The sequence below is a fragment of the Algisphaera agarilytica genome (genome assembly GCF_014207595.1).
Classification (GTDB): domain Bacteria; phylum Planctomycetota; class Phycisphaerae; order Phycisphaerales; family Phycisphaeraceae; genus Algisphaera; species Algisphaera agarilytica.
On the sequence record NZ_JACHGY010000001.1, the window covers coordinates 3777211 to 3793915 of the forward strand.

Genomic DNA, 16705 nt, shown 5'->3' on the forward strand with positions numbered 1-16705 from the left:
TTTCGGGATCGATGGCTAGGCCGGTGGGGCTGTCCAGAGGGACGAAAAGATCGGGGGTGGTACAGCGTCACCCGGCGTGGGCCGAGGTTTCGGGAAGCAGGCTTGTCGTGAATCGGGAGAGAGAGTTTAGCCTTCTCCGCTCCGCGTGGCGACAAAGGCAATCACCGCGGCGGCCACCAGCACGTTCAAGGCCACCAGCAGGACGACCAGCCAGTTGATCTCCCGGCGGGGCGGCAGGGCGGCGGGATGGGGCTCGTCGGGGGTTGAGGCGGTCAGCGGGGCCGGGGTTTCGGCCCGCTGGGGCGGGGCGTCGGGCAGGGGAGCCGGGTCGGGCGGCGGGGCGGGAGCCGAGGGCGGCGTCGGCACGGTGTCACCCAGCAAGTCGCTGATGAGGTCACGCTGCTGGTCGTCGGCGGCGGCGATAGCGGGGGTGCCCGCATCCTGCTCGAAGATCGATTCGGGAGCCTGATCGCCCGCTGCAGCGGCGGCGGCGACGACCTGATCCTGGTCCTCGCTCATGGATTCGGCGTCTTCGGCGGTGGTTTCGGGGACCTCGCCGTCGGCCTCGGCGGGGGCGATCCCCAGCAGGCGATTCAGCGAACGCTGCGCGGCCTCGGCCGCTCGGCGGTTGGGGAACTGCAAGCCCAGCTCGTTGCGCTGTTTCACGGAACGGAACACCGCGTCGCAGCTCGGGCAATTCTTCAGGTCCGCATCTTTGTCCACGTGTGCCCCGCAAGCGTGGCAGTAGCCCAGCATGTGAGCGATCCCCGGGACGTTGCGGGCGACCGACCAGAACTGACGCGTCGTCGGCCCACGCAGTACCGTCATTGGGCCGACGCCACCGGCCTCGATCATCTTGACCAACACCTCGTAGCTACAGCCCGGGCGGAACGGGCTGTTCTTGTTGCGGATGTACCACGGCCCCATCGCGATCTGCGTCGCCCGACGGCTGAGCGGCTCGAACAACCCGCCGCAGTCCGAACACCGGTCCGATTGCTGCTGGGCGTGACCGCAATACGGGCAGAGCACGACCTTGGGCTTCTTGGGCTTGGGCTCGTCACCGTTCTTGTTGACCGCCACCGGGGTCTCGACCGGGGCTTGGCTCGCCGGGGTGGGCTCGGCGGTGTCGGTGGCGGGCGACTCCTCGGGGGAATCGTGATGAGAATCCGAATCGGTCATGCGGCCTCCTTTGACAGTCTGGCGAGCCGGCCGTAGCGTGCGGGGACGATGCTGCGTGGTGTATTACTCCTGATGATTGTCGCCTTTATCGGCCCCGGCTGCCAGTCCCCAAACGCGGATTCCGGATCGGCGTCACCCGCCGTCCCAGCCCGTTCGGGGCAAACGTCTTCGGGCAAGATCATGGCTTACGTTGGCGGTGAACCGCTGCGCAGCGGCGACCTGCTCCCGCCGATGCTCGAAGCCACCGGCGGCGAAATCCTCAGCGAATTGGTCCTCGACGAAATGCTCCAACGCCGACTGGACACGGCTGGAATCACCCTCACCGAGGCAGACCTCGACACCGAGCGCCAAGTCCTGCTGCAAACACTGTCGGACGACGAAGACCAGTCGGTCCGGTTGCTGACGGAAATGCGCCAACGACGCGGCTGGGGCGAGGTGCGTTTCGCGGGGCTCTTGCGGCGAAACGCGGGGCTTCGGGCGTTGGTGAAGGACCAAGTCACGGTGCCCGACGCGGCGGTCGAGCAGGCCTACCGCTTGCGTTATGGCCCGTCGTCGCGCGTCCGGCTGATCGTCGCCGGTTCATTGAAGGACGCCCGCGATCTTCGCGACCGCATCACCACCGGGGGCGAGCCGTTCGGCGAGGTCGCCGCCCTGGAGTCCACCGACGTCAGCAAAGCCCAGGGCGGGCTGCTCTCGCCCATCCGCCCGGAGGACACGTCCTACCCGGCGGCGATGCGGCAGGCGATCGAACGATTGGAGGTTGGCCAGGTTAGCCAGCCGATCGCGATCGACGGCGGATTCGCGCTTCTGAAGCTGGAAGAAAAAATCGCGCCCGCTGAGGTAGAATTCGACGATGTGAGAGAAAGCCTGGAGCAAGCCGTCCGCGGCCGCACCGAGCGGGTGCTGATGCAGCAGCTGGCCCGGGAGCTCCTGAGCGGTGCCGAGCTGGTGGTGCTTGACCCCACCCTCAAGGCCCTCTGGCAAGCCCAGCGTGAGTCGCTGCTGACCCCCCAATAACCCGAAACCCCAGTCCGTCCCCCGGACACCCACCCAAGAGAACCCCGTGGAAATCAATTACTCCAACCGCATCGAACGCCTGCCCCCTTACGTCCTGGGCCGCCTCAAGCAGATGATCTACGACCGCCGCAAAGCCGGGGCGGACGTGATCGACATGAACATGGGCAACCCGTCGGATGCCCCGCCGGACGCGGTGGTGGAGAAGATCCGCGAGGCCGTGCTCGATCCGCGCAACAGCCGCTACTCGGTCAGCAAGGGTGTGTACAACCTGCGCCGCGACATGGCGCTGAAGTACGAGCGTAAGTGGGGCGTCGAGCTCGACCCCGACAAGGAAGTCATCGCCACCATCGGCAGCAAGGAAGGCTTCAGCCACCTCATGCTGGCCCTGCTGGGCCCGGGCGACACCGCCGTCGTCGCCGACCCCGCGTTCCAGATCCACACGACCGCCGTGGTCCTCGCGGGCGCGTCGACGATCAGCGTGCCGCTGGGCAACGACGACTCGTTCCTCGACTCGATCGACCACGTGCTCGACTCGATGCAGCCCCAGCCCAAGCTGGTCATCCTCTGCTACCCGCACAACCCCACGGCCATGACGGTCGACGACGACTTCTTCCCCAAGGTCGTCGAGCTGTGCCGCCGCCACAAGGTGATGGTCATCAACGATTTCGCCTATGGCGAGACCTGCTTCGACGGCTACAAAGCCCCGTCGCTCCTCCAGGCCGAGGGGGCGAAAGAGTTCGGCGTCGAGTTCACCACGCTCAGCAAGCCCTACAACATGGCGGGCTGGCGCATCGGCTTCTGCTGCGGCAACTCGAAGATGATCGACGGCCTCGCCACCGTGAAGGGCTACTACGACTACGGCATCTTCCAGGCGGTGCAGATCTCCGCGATCATCGCGATGCGTGAGGGCGACAAGCACATCGAGCAACAAAACCTCAAGTACGCCGCCCGCCGCGACATCCTCGTGAAAGAGCTCGGCAAGCTCGGTTGGGAAGTCGAATCGCCCAAGGCCTCGATGTTCCTCTGGGCGAAGGTTAACCCCGACCACCTCGTTCCGTACCAGGGCTCGACCGATGAGTTCTGCGTGTCGATGGTCGAGCAAGCCGAGGTCGCGATGACGCCTGGTGCCGCTTTCGGCCCCCGCGGCGAAGGCTATGTTCGACTCGCACTGGTCGAGAACGAACAGCGTATCCGCCAGGCCATGCGCAACCTCAACCGCGTGCTGAACAAGCCCGCGGCCGCGATTGGTTGATCTTTCGATATAAGCCGTAGGGTGGGCACGGCCCACCGGATCACCTCACGCGCAACGCAAAACGGTGGGCGATGCCCACCCTACGAAACCGTATCGATTGGATTACTGCTACTCACCCCGCGGCCCGGAGCTGCGACTCGGCCCGCTGGAGGAACGGCAGAATCATCTGGCCGGACTCTTCCTGCCGGGCCTCGGCGGCTTTGAGGCTCTGCTTGGCCAGGGCGATGCGTTGCTCGAGGCGGTCGTTTTCCCGTTCGAGGGCCTTCAGATCAGCGAGGATTTGGTCGGCAGTGCGTGGCATACCATGGTTATCGGCACAGGGGCTTGAGAACTTGAAGGCTCCGGCCCGTCACTCGGCGGGGCGTTATGCTTTGTGGCATGGCGATAAAACTACGCAAAGTGTTAATGGGGTTGAAGCAGATCGCGCCCGAACGGCTGGCGGAGTCCTGGGACAAGGTTGGGCTGCACGTCGGCGATCCCGAGCAGAAGGTCTCGCGGGCCCTGCTTTGTATCGATATGACCGAAGCGGTCGTTGCCGAGGCGGTCAAAAAACGGTGCCAACTGATCGTGGCATACCACCCGCCGATCTTCGATCCGCTCAAGCGGATGACGGCGGATGGCCCTTGGACCCAGCGGCGAATTTGGCAGGCGACAAGGGCGGGGCTCGCGGTCTATTCGCCGCATACGGCGCTCGACGCGGTGCGGGGCGGGACCAACGACTGGCTGTGTGACGGACTCGGCAAGGCGAGCTTCCGGGGATCTATTGGGAGCGAATTCGAGCGTCGTTACGGCCAGAAGGTTGTGGTTTATGTACCGCGAGACGATGCCGAAAAAGTACGTAGTGCGATGGCCGAAGCAGGCGCGGGTGGGATCGGAAACTACTCGGACTGTTCGTTTAATGTCGATGGGATCGGCACGTTCTATCCGGAGCTGGGATCTAACCCCACGATTGGCGAACACCACAAACTGGAACGCGTTGAAGAAACCCGGATCGAGATGATCTGTGACCACGGCGCGGGACTGACCGGCAGAGTACTGCGGGCGATCCGCGAGGCGCACCCGTATGAAGAGCCCGCCATCGATGTATTCGACCTGGCCGACAATTACCTCGCCGAAGACGAGGAACAGGGCGCGGGTCGCGTTGTCTTTCTCAAACAGCCGATCACCCCAGCGACGTTAGCCTCACGGGTGAAGAAACGGCTGGGCGTGAAGCATGTCAAACTGGCGGCTGCGGAACCCTTTGTCGGCACCGACCCTGACCTCTACCCGGGCAAGCTGTCTTCGGTCGCAGTCTGTGTGGGCTCGGGGGGCAGTCTTTTTGAGAAGTATCCCGGCGCGGACGCTTACGTGACCGGCGAGATGCAGCACCACCAGGTGCTAGACCTCGTGCAGCAGGGCCGGGTGGTCCTGCTAGCGGGCCACACGAATACCGAACGGCCGTACCTGCCGACCTACCGAGAAAGGCTGATAGAGACCATCGAAGGCAAACTCGATTGGGAAGTCAGCGAGGCAGATCGGGTCCCCTGGGTTTGGAAATAGCAGGTCGTCAGGCTGGCTCAGAGGGCGGTTTTGACGCCCGGGCGGGGGTTGATACACTGTGTAGCTCGAAATCGGCTGCGGAATGGTCCGCGTGCCCGATCTTTCCCGTCGGCCCGTCCCCGAGACCGGCCTACCTCAACCCAAGACGGAGTCTCCCATGAGCCAGTTCCAAGCCTTCGGCACCACCCCGCCCGCCAAAGTCGTCTTCAAGTCCAGCAACGGCACCACCTTCGTGGACTACAAGAACAGCGAAGACCTGCGTCGCTACATGACCCCCAACGGCAAGATCCAGGGCCGCAAAAAGTCCGGCCTGACCGCCCGCGAGCAACGCATCGTCGCCCAAGCGATCAAGCGTGCCCGCTACATGGGCCTGCTGCCGTTCACCTCGGCGACCCTGTAATCGCAGAAACAACACCAAATCCAGAAACGCAGGAAATTCATTTTCCTGCGTTTTTTCTTGTCCTGCTTTTCTGATTTTTCTTACCTACAATCGCCGCACATGGCACTCACCGAAATCTCCATCCGCGGCGCGCGGGAACACAACCTCAAGGGCATCGACCTCGACATCCCCCGCGATCAGCTCGTGGTCATCACGGGTTTGTCGGGTAGCGGCAAGTCGACCCTCGCGTTCGACACGATCTACGCCGAGGGGCAACGCAAGTACATGGAATCGATGTCGGCCTACGCTCGGCAGTTCCTCGACCAGCTCCAGAAGCCCGATGTCGAGTCGGTGGAAGGCCTGCCGCCGACGATCGCGATCGAGCAGCGCGGCAGCTCGCACAACCCACGCTCGACGGTCGCGACGACGACGGAGATCTACGACTACCTGCGTCTGCTGTTTGCCCGCGTCGGTCAGCCGCGGTGCTGGCATGTGGATGAGAAAGGCAAGGAGTGCGGCACACCGATCGAGTCGCAGTCCGCCACCCAGATCGTTGACCACGTCATGGGCCTGCCCGAGGGCAGCAAACTGATGGTGCTCTCCCCCGTGATCCGCGGCAAGAAAGGCCACCACAAAGAAGTCTTCGAGGGCATGGTCCGCCAAGGCTTTGTCCGGGCCCGGGTGAACGGCGAGGTGATGGACCTGCGGGAGATCGCCAAGACCAAAGCGGGCACCCCGTTCACGACCAAGACCCAGCGTTACCAGAAACACACCGTCGAGGCGGTGGTCGACCGCATCGTCGTCCAGCACGGCGAAACCGACGAGGACGGCAACAACCCCGTGCGGACCCGCGTGGCGGACTCGATCGAGCTTTCGCTGAAGCTGGCCGAGGGCTTGGCGGTCGTGACGGTGGCCAATGAAGAGGGCGGCTGGGACGACACGCTGTTCAGCGAGAAGTACGCCTGCCCGATCCACCCCGAGTGTTCGCTGGAGGACCTCGAGCCGCGGTTGTTCTCGTTCAACTCGCCGTACGGGGCCTGCCCGAGCTGTTCGGGGCTGGGCACGGTGTTCGAGTTCGATGCGGAGTTGGTCGTGGCGGACCCGGAGCTGTCGCTGAGCGAGGGCGCGATCGAGCCGTGGCGGAAGAACGGCAAGCGGATGAACATCTTCTACAACCGCATCATCCGTAAGTTCTGCAAAGAATTTGAGGTGAGCCCGCAGACGCCGTGGAAGAAGCTGCCCAAGCCGATCCGCCGGATCATGATGGAGGGCACAACCACCCGCGACGAGACGAAGTACGGCAGCCACTTCGAGGGCGTGCTGCCCAACCTGCAACGCCGGTTCGAGACGACCGACAGCGAGTTCGTGAAGCAGCGGCTGTCGAGCTACCTGTCGGAATCGGCTTGCGAGACTTGCGGCGGAGCGCGGCTACGGACTGAGGCGCTGCATGTGTTCATCGCGTCGGGGAAGAAGGAATACAACATCAACGACGTGGTCAACATGACCATCGAAGAAGCATCAGACTTCTTCGGCCGCTTGCGGCTTAGCGCCGAAGGCGAGCAGATCGCCGAGCCGATCGTCAAAGAAATCCGGGCACGCCTGGGCTTCATGCTCAGCGTCGGACTGGGTTATCTGAATCTTTCGCGGAACACCGGCACGCTCTCGGGCGGCGAGTCGCAGCGCATCCGCCTCGCGACCCAGGTCGGCAGCGGGCTCGTCGGCTGCTGCTACGTGCTCGACGAGCCCACCATCGGCCTGCACCAACGCGACAACGATCGCCTCATCAAAACCCTCCGCCACCTCACCGATATCGGCAACACCGTGCTGGTCGTCGAGCACGATGAGGACACCATCCGCGCCGCGGACTACCTGATCGACGTCGGTCCCGGCCCGGGACGCCACGGCGGCACCATCACCGCCCACGGCCCACGTAAAAAATTCCTCCGCGACAAGAAATCGCTCACCGCCAAGTACCTGCGTGGTGATGAAGAAATCCCCACGCCCACGGAACGCCGCTCGCTCGACCACAAGCAATGCCTCACCGTGAAAGGCGCCCGCCAGAACAACCTGCAGGACGTCACGGCGGCGTTCCCCCTCGGCGGGATCGTTACCGTCACCGGCGTGTCGGGCAGCGGCAAATCGACGCTGGTCAACCAGATCCTGCTCAAGGCCGCCAAGCGTTCTCTCCTCGGCTCACGCGTGAAACCCGGCGACCACGACAAGCTCACCGGCGTGACCAACATCGACCGGACCATCGAGGTCGACCAGTCGCCCATCGGCCGGACGCCGCGGTCCAACCCCGCGACGTACACCGGCGTGTTCGACATGATCCGCGACCTGTTCACCAAGACCAAGGAAGCCAAGATCCGCGGCTACAAGCCCGGCCGATTCAGCTTCAACGTCAAGGGCGGACGCTGCGAGGCGTGCCAAGGCCAGGGCACCAAGAAGATCGAGATGCACTTCCTGCCGGACGTGTTCGTGCAGTGCGATGTATGCAAAGGCAAGCGGTACAACCGCGAGACGCTGGAGATCACCTATCGCGGCAAGAACATCAGCGACGTCCTGAACATGACCGTGGAGGAGGCGCTCGAATTCTTCGACAGCTTCTCGGATGTGAAGCGGCTGCTCACGGCGTTGAACGACGTGGGCCTGTCGTATGTCCAGCTCGGCCAAGCCAGCACCACGCTATCCGGCGGCGAGGCACAGCGGGTCAAGCTCGCCACCGAGCTCGGCAAGCGCTCGACCGGGCACACGCTCTACGTCCTCGACGAGCCGACGACCGGCCTGCACTTCGCCGACGTGAAAAAGCTCATCAGCGTGCTCGACCGCCTGGCCGACGGAGGCAACACGGTGATCCTGATCGAGCACAACCTCGACGTGATCAAATGCAGCGACTGGTTGATCGACCTGGGCCCGGAGGGCGGCGACCGCGGCGGCACGATCGTGGTCACCGGCACCCCCGAAGACGTGGCCGAGCACGAGGCGTCGTACACCGGCCGGTTCCTCAAAACCCACCTGCCCGAGCCGATAACGGCCTGACCGGTTCACGCGTTTGACAGCACACGCCCCGGGTTTAGGATAGCCAGCCCTAACCGACCCTCCCGTTGGATCTTTTCAGGAACCACCCCCATGCCCGGCACCTTTTCCTGCAGCGTTGTGACCCCCGAACAGGAAGTCTTTGAAGGCGAAGTCTCCTACATCGTCCTCCCCGCGTGGGACGGCGAAATGGGCTTCGCGGTCAACCGGGCCCCCATCCTTGTGCAGATCGGCGAGGGCTCGCTCCGCCTGACCGGCGAATCGGGCAGCAAGACCACCATGAAGATCGCCGGTGGCTTCGCCCAGATGAAGGGCAACAAGCTTACGGTCCTGACCGACAAGGCCGAGGCCGCCGACGCCGCCTGATCCCCCGGTTCCCTCAAATTTTTACGTAATCCGAGCCGCGAGCGTCAGCGACCGGCTTATTGCTATGCGCCTGTGCTAACTGCACTCGCTAACGCTTCGTGCTCGGTTTGAATCCCAATCGCGTACGGGGGGCGGTCTGCGGTAGAATGCCACATCGAGACAAGGATGTCGCGTGTGCGGCGGAGCGTCTCGTCTGAGCCATGCGAAGCGTTCTGCGTCAGATCATCCCGAGCATGTTCCATCGCCGCCTGCTGCTGCTGGGCGGGGTGTCGATCGTCCTGATGGGCCTGCTGGCGGGACAGACCGCCAAGCTGACCACCGGCGAAGAACACGACAAACGCCAGGCCGCGCTCAAGGCCCACCTCGAAAACGCCACCTACACGCCCACGTCCCGCGGAAAGATCTACGACCGCAAGGGCCGCCCGCTCGCCGAGGACCGGCCCGGGTGGGACGTGCAGGTCAGCTTCGCCCTGCTCAGCGGCAACTGGGCCTACGACCAGGCCGAGATGGCGGCCCGTCGGACGATGTCCCGCCAGGCCTGGCGGAGCCTCACCCTCGAGCAGCGGGCTGAACAAACCTGGCGGTTCATCGAGCCGTATCTGGTCAAGATCGAAACCCTCAAAGTCACCCTGGCCGAGCTCGGCGGGGTGCAGATCGAACAGATCGAAGACCGGCAGCGAGAGGTCGTGCGGTGGGTCCAGACCATGGGCGCCAACGCCACCGCCGCCAACCGCCGCAACAAGTACAAGATCCTCACTGAGGACCAGGCCAAGAACCTGAGCTGGGCCGAGGTCGATGTGCCGGTGCGCGAAGAGTACCAGCCGCACTCGGTGCTGTACGACGTGACCCCGGAAACCGTCACGTGGATCGAACAGTTCATCGCCAAGGCGAAGCAGGAAGACGAGGCCTTCCAAGCCCAGGTCAAGCAAGCCCGAGTCAACGGCCAACCCGCTCCCGAAGACACCCGCGAATACGACGTCTGGCTCGAAGTCTCGCCGGTGCGTGTCCGTAAACGGGTGTACTACTGGGAGAGCCGGACGTTTGAGTTCGACCGCTCGACGCTGCCCACCCCGCTCGCCAAATCCGAGCCGTTGCTCGTCACCGTCGACGGCATCGGTCGGCACATCATCGGCACGCTCCGCCCCATCCACAAAGGCGACCCGCATTGGGACCGCTACCCGTTCACCCGAGATGCGGACGACCCCGAAGCGCCCGATGTCGTCGACCTCGCGGGCTACCGTCCCAACGACCTCATCGGCCGGTTCGGGATCGAACGCTCCATGGAGAGCGTCCTGCGGGGTAGCCGGGGGCAGCGCGTGCTCCACCTCGACACGGGTGAAGAAACCATCCAGCGGCCTATCGCGGGGGAGAATGTCCATCTCACGATCGATATCCAACTCCAGATGCGTATCCAGGCGATCATGTCACAGGACCCCGCGATCGGGTTGATGCGTTCGCAGCCCTGGCACAAGTCCGGCTACCCCTCGGAAAAGAAGCCGCAAACCCCAAAACCAGGCGATGCGCTCAACGGGGCGGCGATCGTGTTGGATATCGACAACAGCGAAATCGTCGCCGCCGTGAGTGTGCCGGGCCTATCGATCAACGATTTGGAGAACCGCAGCGTCGAAGTCTTCGGCGACTTCGAGAACCTGCCCACGATGTTCCGGCCGGTGGGCTACCGCTACGAGCCGGGCTCGACCAACAAGCCGCTGGTGCTGGCCGCGGGCATCACCGACGGCATCATCGGCCCGGACGAAATAATCGACTGCTCCCAAGGCCACCTCTGGGAAGACAGCCCGACCACCTTCCGCGACTGGATCTTCCGCCCGCCGCACTACACCAAGTTCGGCGAGCTCACCGGCGTCGAAGCGATCAAGGTCAGCTCCAACGTCTACTTCGGCCGGGTCGCGCAGAAGTTTGGGCAATCGCTGGGCTATCAGCGCATGGCCGAGTGGTTCAGCCTGTTCGGCTTCGGTCGGCTTTCGGGTTCGGGGTTAAACGAAGAAGTCCGTGGCGCGTTGCCGCCGGTCGGCAGCAAGGTCTCCGAACGGCAGGCGGCGTACATGGCGATCGGCGAGGGCGCGATGTCGGCCACGCCGATGCAGGTCGCCAACGCCCACGCCACCCTCGCCCGCGGCGGGCTCTACATCCCGCCCACCTTCATCCAGGACCGCAGCCGAATCGGCGCGCAACGCCAAACCTCGCAACTCCACCTGTCACCCGCCGCCCGCGACCGGGCCTTACGCGGCATGGAAGCCTCGGCCAACACCCGAGGCACCAGCGGCCTGGACCGCGGCACAACGTACTGGATCGGCTTCGAAGACGGCAGCCACGACCGGGTGTTTAACGTCGAGGGCGTGAAGGTCATGGCCAAGTCGGGCACCGCCGACGCGCCGCCTTTCCGCAGGGTCTTCGACGGCGGCGAAGAAAAGCCCGATGGCACCATCGCGAAAGCGGGGGAGTACAACCGCAACGGCGCGATCATCCGCGAGGGCTACCACGGCTGGGTCGTCGCACTCGTCCAGCCCGAAGGTGAGCCCCGGCCAACCCACGCGATCGCGGTGGTGGTCGAATATGCCGGTTCGGGCGGGCGGGTCGCCGGGCCGATCGTGAACCAGATCATCCGGGCGATGGCGGTGGAGGGGTACTTGGGTGAGGAGGCGCTCCGTGCGATGTTGCCGCAGACCGATTCCCCCGAGGGCACCGACGGAGCGGCCGGATGATCGAAGCCGCTGCCGCACGCTTGCGTGACCTGCTCCGGCCGAACTTTGGCTGGATCACCCTTGTGGCGGCGATCGCGTTGGCGGCCATGGGCATCATGGCTCAAGAGACGGTCGAAACCCTCGAGCCGGGCATCTCCAATTCACAGAAGCGCAATCTCGTGGTCGCCTTGGCGGCGATGGTCGTGATGCTGATCCCCCACCCCCGCGTGATCGGCTGGCTCGCCTACCCGATGTTCGGGCTCGCGATTGCACTTTTGATCTTCCTCTTGATTCCGTTTGTTCCCGAGAGCATCGTCCGGCCGCGCAACGGCACGCGCGGCTGGATCGACCTGAAGGTGATGGACTTCCAGCCGTCGGAGATGGCGAAGGTGACGTTCGTCATCGCGTTGGGCTGGTACCTGCGCTACCGCGAGAGCCACCGGTCGTTCTGGGGGTTGGTCCCGCCGTTTCTGTTCATGCTGGTTCCGGTGATGCTGATCATTGTGCAGCCGGACCTGGGGCAGTCGCTGGCGTTTGGCCCGGCGCTCTTGGTGGTGCTCATCGCGGCGGGGGCGAAGCTGCGCCACTTGTTTTCGGTGGTTGGCATGGGTGTGATGGTCATCGCGATCAACGTGACGCTGGTGCTGATGACCTCGGGCGTGCCGGGCGAGCCGGACTATGCGCCTTGGCTCAAGTCGTACCAGAAGTCACGGATCACCTCGATGATCAAACTGGCGTCGGGCGACTACAGCGAGGTTCAGGACGAGTCGTACCAGCAGCACAAGGCCATGACGCTGGCCGGGGCGGGCGGCACGCAGGGCTACGGCGGCGAGCGGTCCGAAACCTTCATCGAGTTTTACAAACTCCCCGAGGCACACAACGACATGATCTACGCGGTGGTGGTCAACCGCTGGGGCATGCTCGGCGGCTTCGCCATGATGGGGCTGTACCTGCTGTTGATCGGCTCGATGCTCGCGGTCGCGGCGGCGACCAAGGAACCGCTGGGGCGGTTGGCGTGCGTCGGCTTCGCGGGGATCTTCCTCGCCCAGGCCGTGATCAACATCGGCATGACCGTCGGCGTCCTGCCCATCACCGGCATCACCCTCCCGCTGGTCAGCTACGGCGGGTCGTCGCTGCTGTTCAGCTTCATCATGGTGGGTCTGGTGATGAACTTCGCATCCCGGCGGGCGACGTACATGTCGCGGCCGTCGTTCGAGTTCGACGGCCGCGCGGGGCGGCGCTCGGGTTGAGTCAACCCTAATAGGTTTAGCGGACGGCACGAAGTGCCCCGCGCTGCTTACAGATTGCCGACGCGGGACGCTGCGCGTCACCCGCTAAACCTGAACGCTAAATTCAGACCGATCACTCCGCGGCGTCGGACGACTCGGACTTCTTCCCACGAACCAGCGGACTGGTCAGCAGGGCCGCGACCGCAACCGCGGCGATCAGGCCCGGTCCCACCCAGCCGATTTTCGGGCTGATCCCGTCGATCGTCTTGGTCAGCCAATCACCGATCTTGCCGTATGCCGCCCAGGCCGACAGCAGGGTGTAGACGACCGTGACAAAGATGCCCACGACCAGCATGACCGGGCCGAATTTCGCGTCGCCCAGCTTCTTCTGCTGCCCCAGCAGCAGGAATCCCCACAAAGCGACCGGAAGCAGCATCAGCCCGATCATGCTGGTCGGGATGACCAAGTATGCGCTGAGCTCGCCCCAGAAGAACGGCCCAATGACCGCGACCAGCGGGAGGAGGCTGCCGATCTGCCGCGGGATCCCGAAGCCGACCTCGAGGGCGTAGCCGTTGATGAGCATGTGGACCAGGACGGTGGAGAGGGCGATGAAGAACACGCCGACCCCGAAGATGAACACCCCGGTCTTCCCGTTGAACAAGGATTCGAGGGTGGCGCCCAGCGCCGCGGTGCCGTGCTTGATGGTGGCGGCGGCGATGAGGCGTTCGGACTCGGGGATGGTGTCGAGCAGAACGTTGTCTTGCGCGACCTGTTCGGGCGTCTTGTCTTTGGCTTTTGTTTCTTTGTCCCAGCCCTCGATGTTGTCCTTGGCAAACGCCACCAGATTGTCGCGATACGGGCCCAGGCCGCTGGGGTTGGCTTCTCCGGGGTCGGAGAACTTCCACTCGATGAGCGCCTGATTCACGTTGGCCTTTCCGTGCAGGGTCGCGGCGGCGGCGGAGACGACGAACCCGCTCACCAGAATGAACGGGATCAGCAGCCCGACGAAAAGGTCGGTCCGGGCCAGGCCACGCTGCGACTTGCCCCAGCCCCGGGCGAGCAGCGTATAGGGCATGAGGAAGGTCATGTTGATCCCGACCGCGGCGCTAATCGCCGCGAGGGCGGTGTTGCGCTGGCTCGTGGTGATGCGATCCGACCAGAACTCCACGTTCACACTCTGGCCAAGCATCTCGGTGTAGCCCGAGGCGGGCTCAAAGAACAACGAGGGCGAAGGGATAAAGCCCTGCGCAATACTCCCGATCGACAGGCTGCCGGTGGACAGCAGCTTGATCACCACCGCGCCGAAGCAGATCACGATGCCCGCGACGACCAGCTGAATCAACCGGTCGAAGAGTCGCCCGCCTTTGCCCTTGCGGAGCTGCGTGAGCATGATGCCCACGGCGCACCCGGCCATGACCGCCGTGGCGATCACCCGGCCCATCGTCCCGCCTTCGCCACCCAGGGCCCCGTCCTTCCCGAGCACGCCCGGCACCACCATCTGCGTCAGCGCATCCGTGCCGAGGTTGTACTGCGGCAGGCCCCAGACCATGTTGGCCGCGACCGTGGCGATCAGCCAGCCCCAGCCCAGCACCGGGCTCACGTGCTGATTGATCTGGCCGAACGGGCTCTTCTCGGTGCTCAGTGTGACGTGCGTGATCATCAGGAGCACGCCGACGCCCAACAGCATCGCGAACGGCTGGATCCACAGGGCCGACAACCCCGCGAACGACCCGAGGAACAGGCAGGCCCCCAGCGTGCCGCCGCCGATGGTGCAGGCGCTCTGCAGGAAGCCCGGCCCGAGCTGTTTGAGGGTCTGGATCAAAGACTTGGGGGAGTCGTTGGTTGAAGACATCGTGTGGAGATTCCGGAGGGCGAAGAGACGGGGCGTGTGAGCGAAAATGCAAAAACGATTCGTGCGTATCGTAATGATAAAATCCGCAGATGGCTATCCCCGAATTTGTGCATACCGATCTGCAGGCGCTCGGCTTCGAGATGCCCACCGAAGTCCTCGATAAGCTCGAGGCCTACCTCGACTTGATCCTCAAGGCGAACGAAACCACCAACCTCACCGCGATCCGCCACCGCGAGCAGGCGTGGAGTCGGTTGATCGTCGACAGCCTCACACCGCTGCCCGGGATCCCCGAAGACGGTGACAACCTCCGCTTGATCGATATCGGCACCGGCGCGGGGCTACCCGGCATCCCGCTGGCGATCGCCCGGCCCGATGTGCAGGTCACGCTCCTCGAAGCCACCGGGAAGAAGATCGCGTTCCTCCAGTCGGTGATCGATGCGTTGGACCTGACCAACACCCAAACCCTGCAGGAGCGGGCCGAGACCGCCGCGCAGGACCCGCGGTACCGAGGCAAGTTTGATGTCGTGACCAACCGGGCGGTGGGCCCGATGCCGGTGGTGCTGGAGTACTCGCTGCCGATGCTCAAGGTCGGCGGGCGTCTGCTGGCGATGAAGGGCCCCAAGGCCGAGGCCGAGCTCGACGCCAGCGGCGACGCCCTGATCAAGCTCGGCGGCGGCGAGGTCGCGGTCGTGGACGCCTACCCCGAGTCGTTCGACAACGAACTGGTCATCGTCTCGGTGATCAAGGAAGCCCAGACCCCCAAGGATTACCCCCGGCTGCCGGGGCTGCCGAAGAAGCAACCGCTTTGATATTTGGCGATTTAGTGATTGTGCGATCTGGCGATCGAAGAACATGAACTGGCTATCTCAATCGCTAAATCACCCAATCGCCAAATCACGAAATAACCCCGCCTACGATTCCCCATGAAGTTTTCCTACTCCGAGTTCGACGGCCAGGGGTTTCTCAGCCCCGACCAACTCTTCGCGCAGCCGAACGTGATGAACTTCATCCTGCAGTACGGCGAGCAGGCGCTCGACGCGATGCAGCACCTCGAAGACCCCGACGAGCAGGAATACATCCAGGCGATGATCGACGCGGGGCTGCTCGAAGAGTACGAGGACGAAGACGGCAACACCCGGCTACGCCTCACGCCGCGCATGCTCAAGGGGTTCCAGCACCAGTCGCTCATGGAGATTTTCAGCGAGCTCAAGAAGGGGTCGCGTGAAGGTCACCAGACCCGGCACCAGGGCCGCACCACCGAGCGGGCCGACGGCACGAAGGCCTACGAGTTCGGCGACCCGATCAGCGAACTCGAGCTCGGTCAGACCCTGCGCAACGCCATCGCCCGGCAGACCGCCGAGCGGGCCAAGGCGGGGCAGTCGTCCGGCGGGGCATCGGTGCCGATCCAGATCAACCACGGCGACTTCGAGCTGCACATGACCGAGGGCTCGGCCGACTGCGCGACCGTGATGCTGATCGACCTGTCGGGCTCGATGATGCGCTACGGCCGGTTCATCCAGGCCAAGCGCATCGCACTCGGGATGCAGGAACTCATCCGCGCCCGCTTCCCGCAGGACACGCTGGAGTACGTCGGGTTTTATTCGCTCGCCGACCGGCTGCAGGAGCGCGACATCCCGCTGGTCATGCCCAAGCCGGTGTCGATCCGCGATTACGAAGTGCGTATCCGGGTGCCGTTGGATCAGGCCCGGGCGAACACCGAGAAGATCCCGCAGCACTTCACGAACCTGCAGCTCGGCTTGCGCACCGCCCGCCACATGCTGGCCCGCAGCGGTGCGGCGAACAAGCAGATCTTCGTCATCACCGACGGCCAACCCACGGCCCACGTGGCCACCCCCGGGGAGAACAGCCCGGAAGGCGGTGTCGACGGAGAAATGTTGTACCTGCTCTACCCGCCGACCGAGCAGACCAGTAATATCACGCTGCAGGAAGCGCTCAAGTGCCAGCAGATGGGCATCCGCATCGCCACCTTCGCGCTGATCGAAGACTACTGGGGCATGGACTGGGTTGGCTTCGTCGATCAGCTCACCCGCCTGACCCGCGGCCTGGCGTATTACTGCACCAGCGAAAACCTCAGCTCGACCGTGATCGAGAGCTACCTCACCGGCAAGAAAACCAAGTCGTTCATCCATTGAG

Annotated in this window: 13 protein-coding genes; 10 read left to right on the top strand and 3 right to left on the bottom strand. The window is 64.3% G+C overall.

Annotation, left to right across the window (positions count from 1 at the left end; all coding sequences use genetic code 11):
- Positions 1-126 precede the first annotated feature (126 nt).
- Positions 127-1179: a hypothetical protein gene (locus HNQ40_RS16380; RefSeq protein ID WP_184678894.1), complete on the bottom strand. Its 1053-nt coding sequence runs from the start codon at positions 1177-1179 to the stop codon at positions 127-129.
- Between the two features lie 180 nt (positions 1180-1359).
- On the opposite strand from HNQ40_RS16380, the gene HNQ40_RS16385 reads away from it, so the two are divergent.
- Positions 1360-2196, top strand: coding sequence for a peptidylprolyl isomerase (locus tag HNQ40_RS16385; protein ID WP_184678895.1), 837 nt, complete (start codon positions 1360-1362; stop codon positions 2194-2196).
- 46 nt (positions 2197-2242) lie between these two features.
- Positions 2243-3448 (top strand): aminotransferase class I/II-fold pyridoxal phosphate-dependent enzyme, encoded by a 1206-nt coding sequence (locus tag HNQ40_RS16390; protein WP_184678896.1) that lies wholly within the window; start codon positions 2243-2245, stop codon positions 3446-3448.
- Between the two features lie 112 nt (positions 3449-3560).
- On the opposite strand, the gene HNQ40_RS16395 is transcribed toward HNQ40_RS16390, so the two are convergent.
- Positions 3561-3749: a hypothetical protein gene (locus HNQ40_RS16395; RefSeq protein ID WP_184678897.1), complete on the bottom strand. Its 189-nt coding sequence runs from the start codon at positions 3747-3749 to the stop codon at positions 3561-3563.
- Positions 3750-3826: 77 nt separating this feature from the next.
- On the opposite strand from HNQ40_RS16395, the gene HNQ40_RS16400 reads away from it, so the two are divergent.
- The 6 genes from HNQ40_RS16400 to HNQ40_RS16425 all read left to right on the top strand — a co-directional run bounded on the left by HNQ40_RS16400 (position 3827) and on the right by HNQ40_RS16425 (position 12720).
- Complete coding sequence (locus HNQ40_RS16400) at positions 3827-4987, top strand: Nif3-like dinuclear metal center hexameric protein (RefSeq protein ID WP_261356960.1); 1161 nt, start codon at positions 3827-3829, stop codon at positions 4985-4987.
- Positions 4988-5078: 91 nt separating this feature from the next.
- Positions 5079-5387 carry a 30S ribosomal protein S18 gene (gene rpsR / locus HNQ40_RS18550; protein WP_315852781.1) on the top strand — a complete coding sequence of 103 codons (309 nt, stop codon included), beginning with the start codon at positions 5079-5081 and terminating at the stop codon, positions 5385-5387.
- A 99-nt stretch (positions 5388-5486) separates the two neighbouring features.
- Positions 5487-8405 (top strand): excinuclease ABC subunit UvrA, encoded by a 2919-nt coding sequence (uvrA, locus tag HNQ40_RS16410; protein WP_184678900.1) that lies wholly within the window; start codon positions 5487-5489, stop codon positions 8403-8405.
- A gap of 90 nt (positions 8406-8495) precedes the next feature.
- Positions 8496-8768, top strand: a complete 273-nt coding sequence (locus tag HNQ40_RS16415) for a F0F1 ATP synthase subunit epsilon (protein WP_184678901.1) — start codon at positions 8496-8498, stop codon at positions 8766-8768.
- Positions 8769-8968: 200 nt separating this feature from the next.
- Positions 8969-11491 carry a penicillin-binding transpeptidase domain-containing protein gene (locus HNQ40_RS16420; RefSeq protein ID WP_184678902.1) on the top strand — a complete coding sequence of 841 codons (2523 nt, stop codon included), beginning with the start codon at positions 8969-8971 and terminating at the stop codon, positions 11489-11491.
- Positions 11488-12720, top strand: coding sequence for an FtsW/RodA/SpoVE family cell cycle protein (locus tag HNQ40_RS16425; RefSeq protein ID WP_184678903.1), 1233 nt, complete (start codon positions 11488-11490; stop codon positions 12718-12720). The genes HNQ40_RS16420 and HNQ40_RS16425 overlap by 4 nt, the downstream gene beginning before the upstream one ends.
- A 112-nt stretch (positions 12721-12832) precedes the next feature.
- On the opposite strand, the gene HNQ40_RS16430 is transcribed toward HNQ40_RS16425, so the two are convergent.
- Entirely contained in the window at positions 12833-14551 is a 1719-nt protein-coding gene (locus tag HNQ40_RS16430) for a hypothetical protein (protein ID WP_184678904.1), read from the bottom strand.
- An 89-nt stretch (positions 14552-14640) separates the two neighbouring features.
- Here HNQ40_RS16430 and rsmG point away from each other — a divergent pair, with 89 nt between their 5' ends.
- Entirely contained in the window at positions 14641-15360 is a 720-nt protein-coding gene (gene rsmG, locus HNQ40_RS16435) for a 16S rRNA (guanine(527)-N(7))-methyltransferase RsmG (protein ID WP_184678905.1), read from the top strand.
- Positions 15361-15474: 114 nt separating this feature from the next.
- Entirely contained in the window at positions 15475-16704 is a 1230-nt protein-coding gene (locus HNQ40_RS16440) for a VWA domain-containing protein (RefSeq protein WP_184678906.1), read from the top strand.
- Position 16705 lies beyond the last annotated feature (1 nt).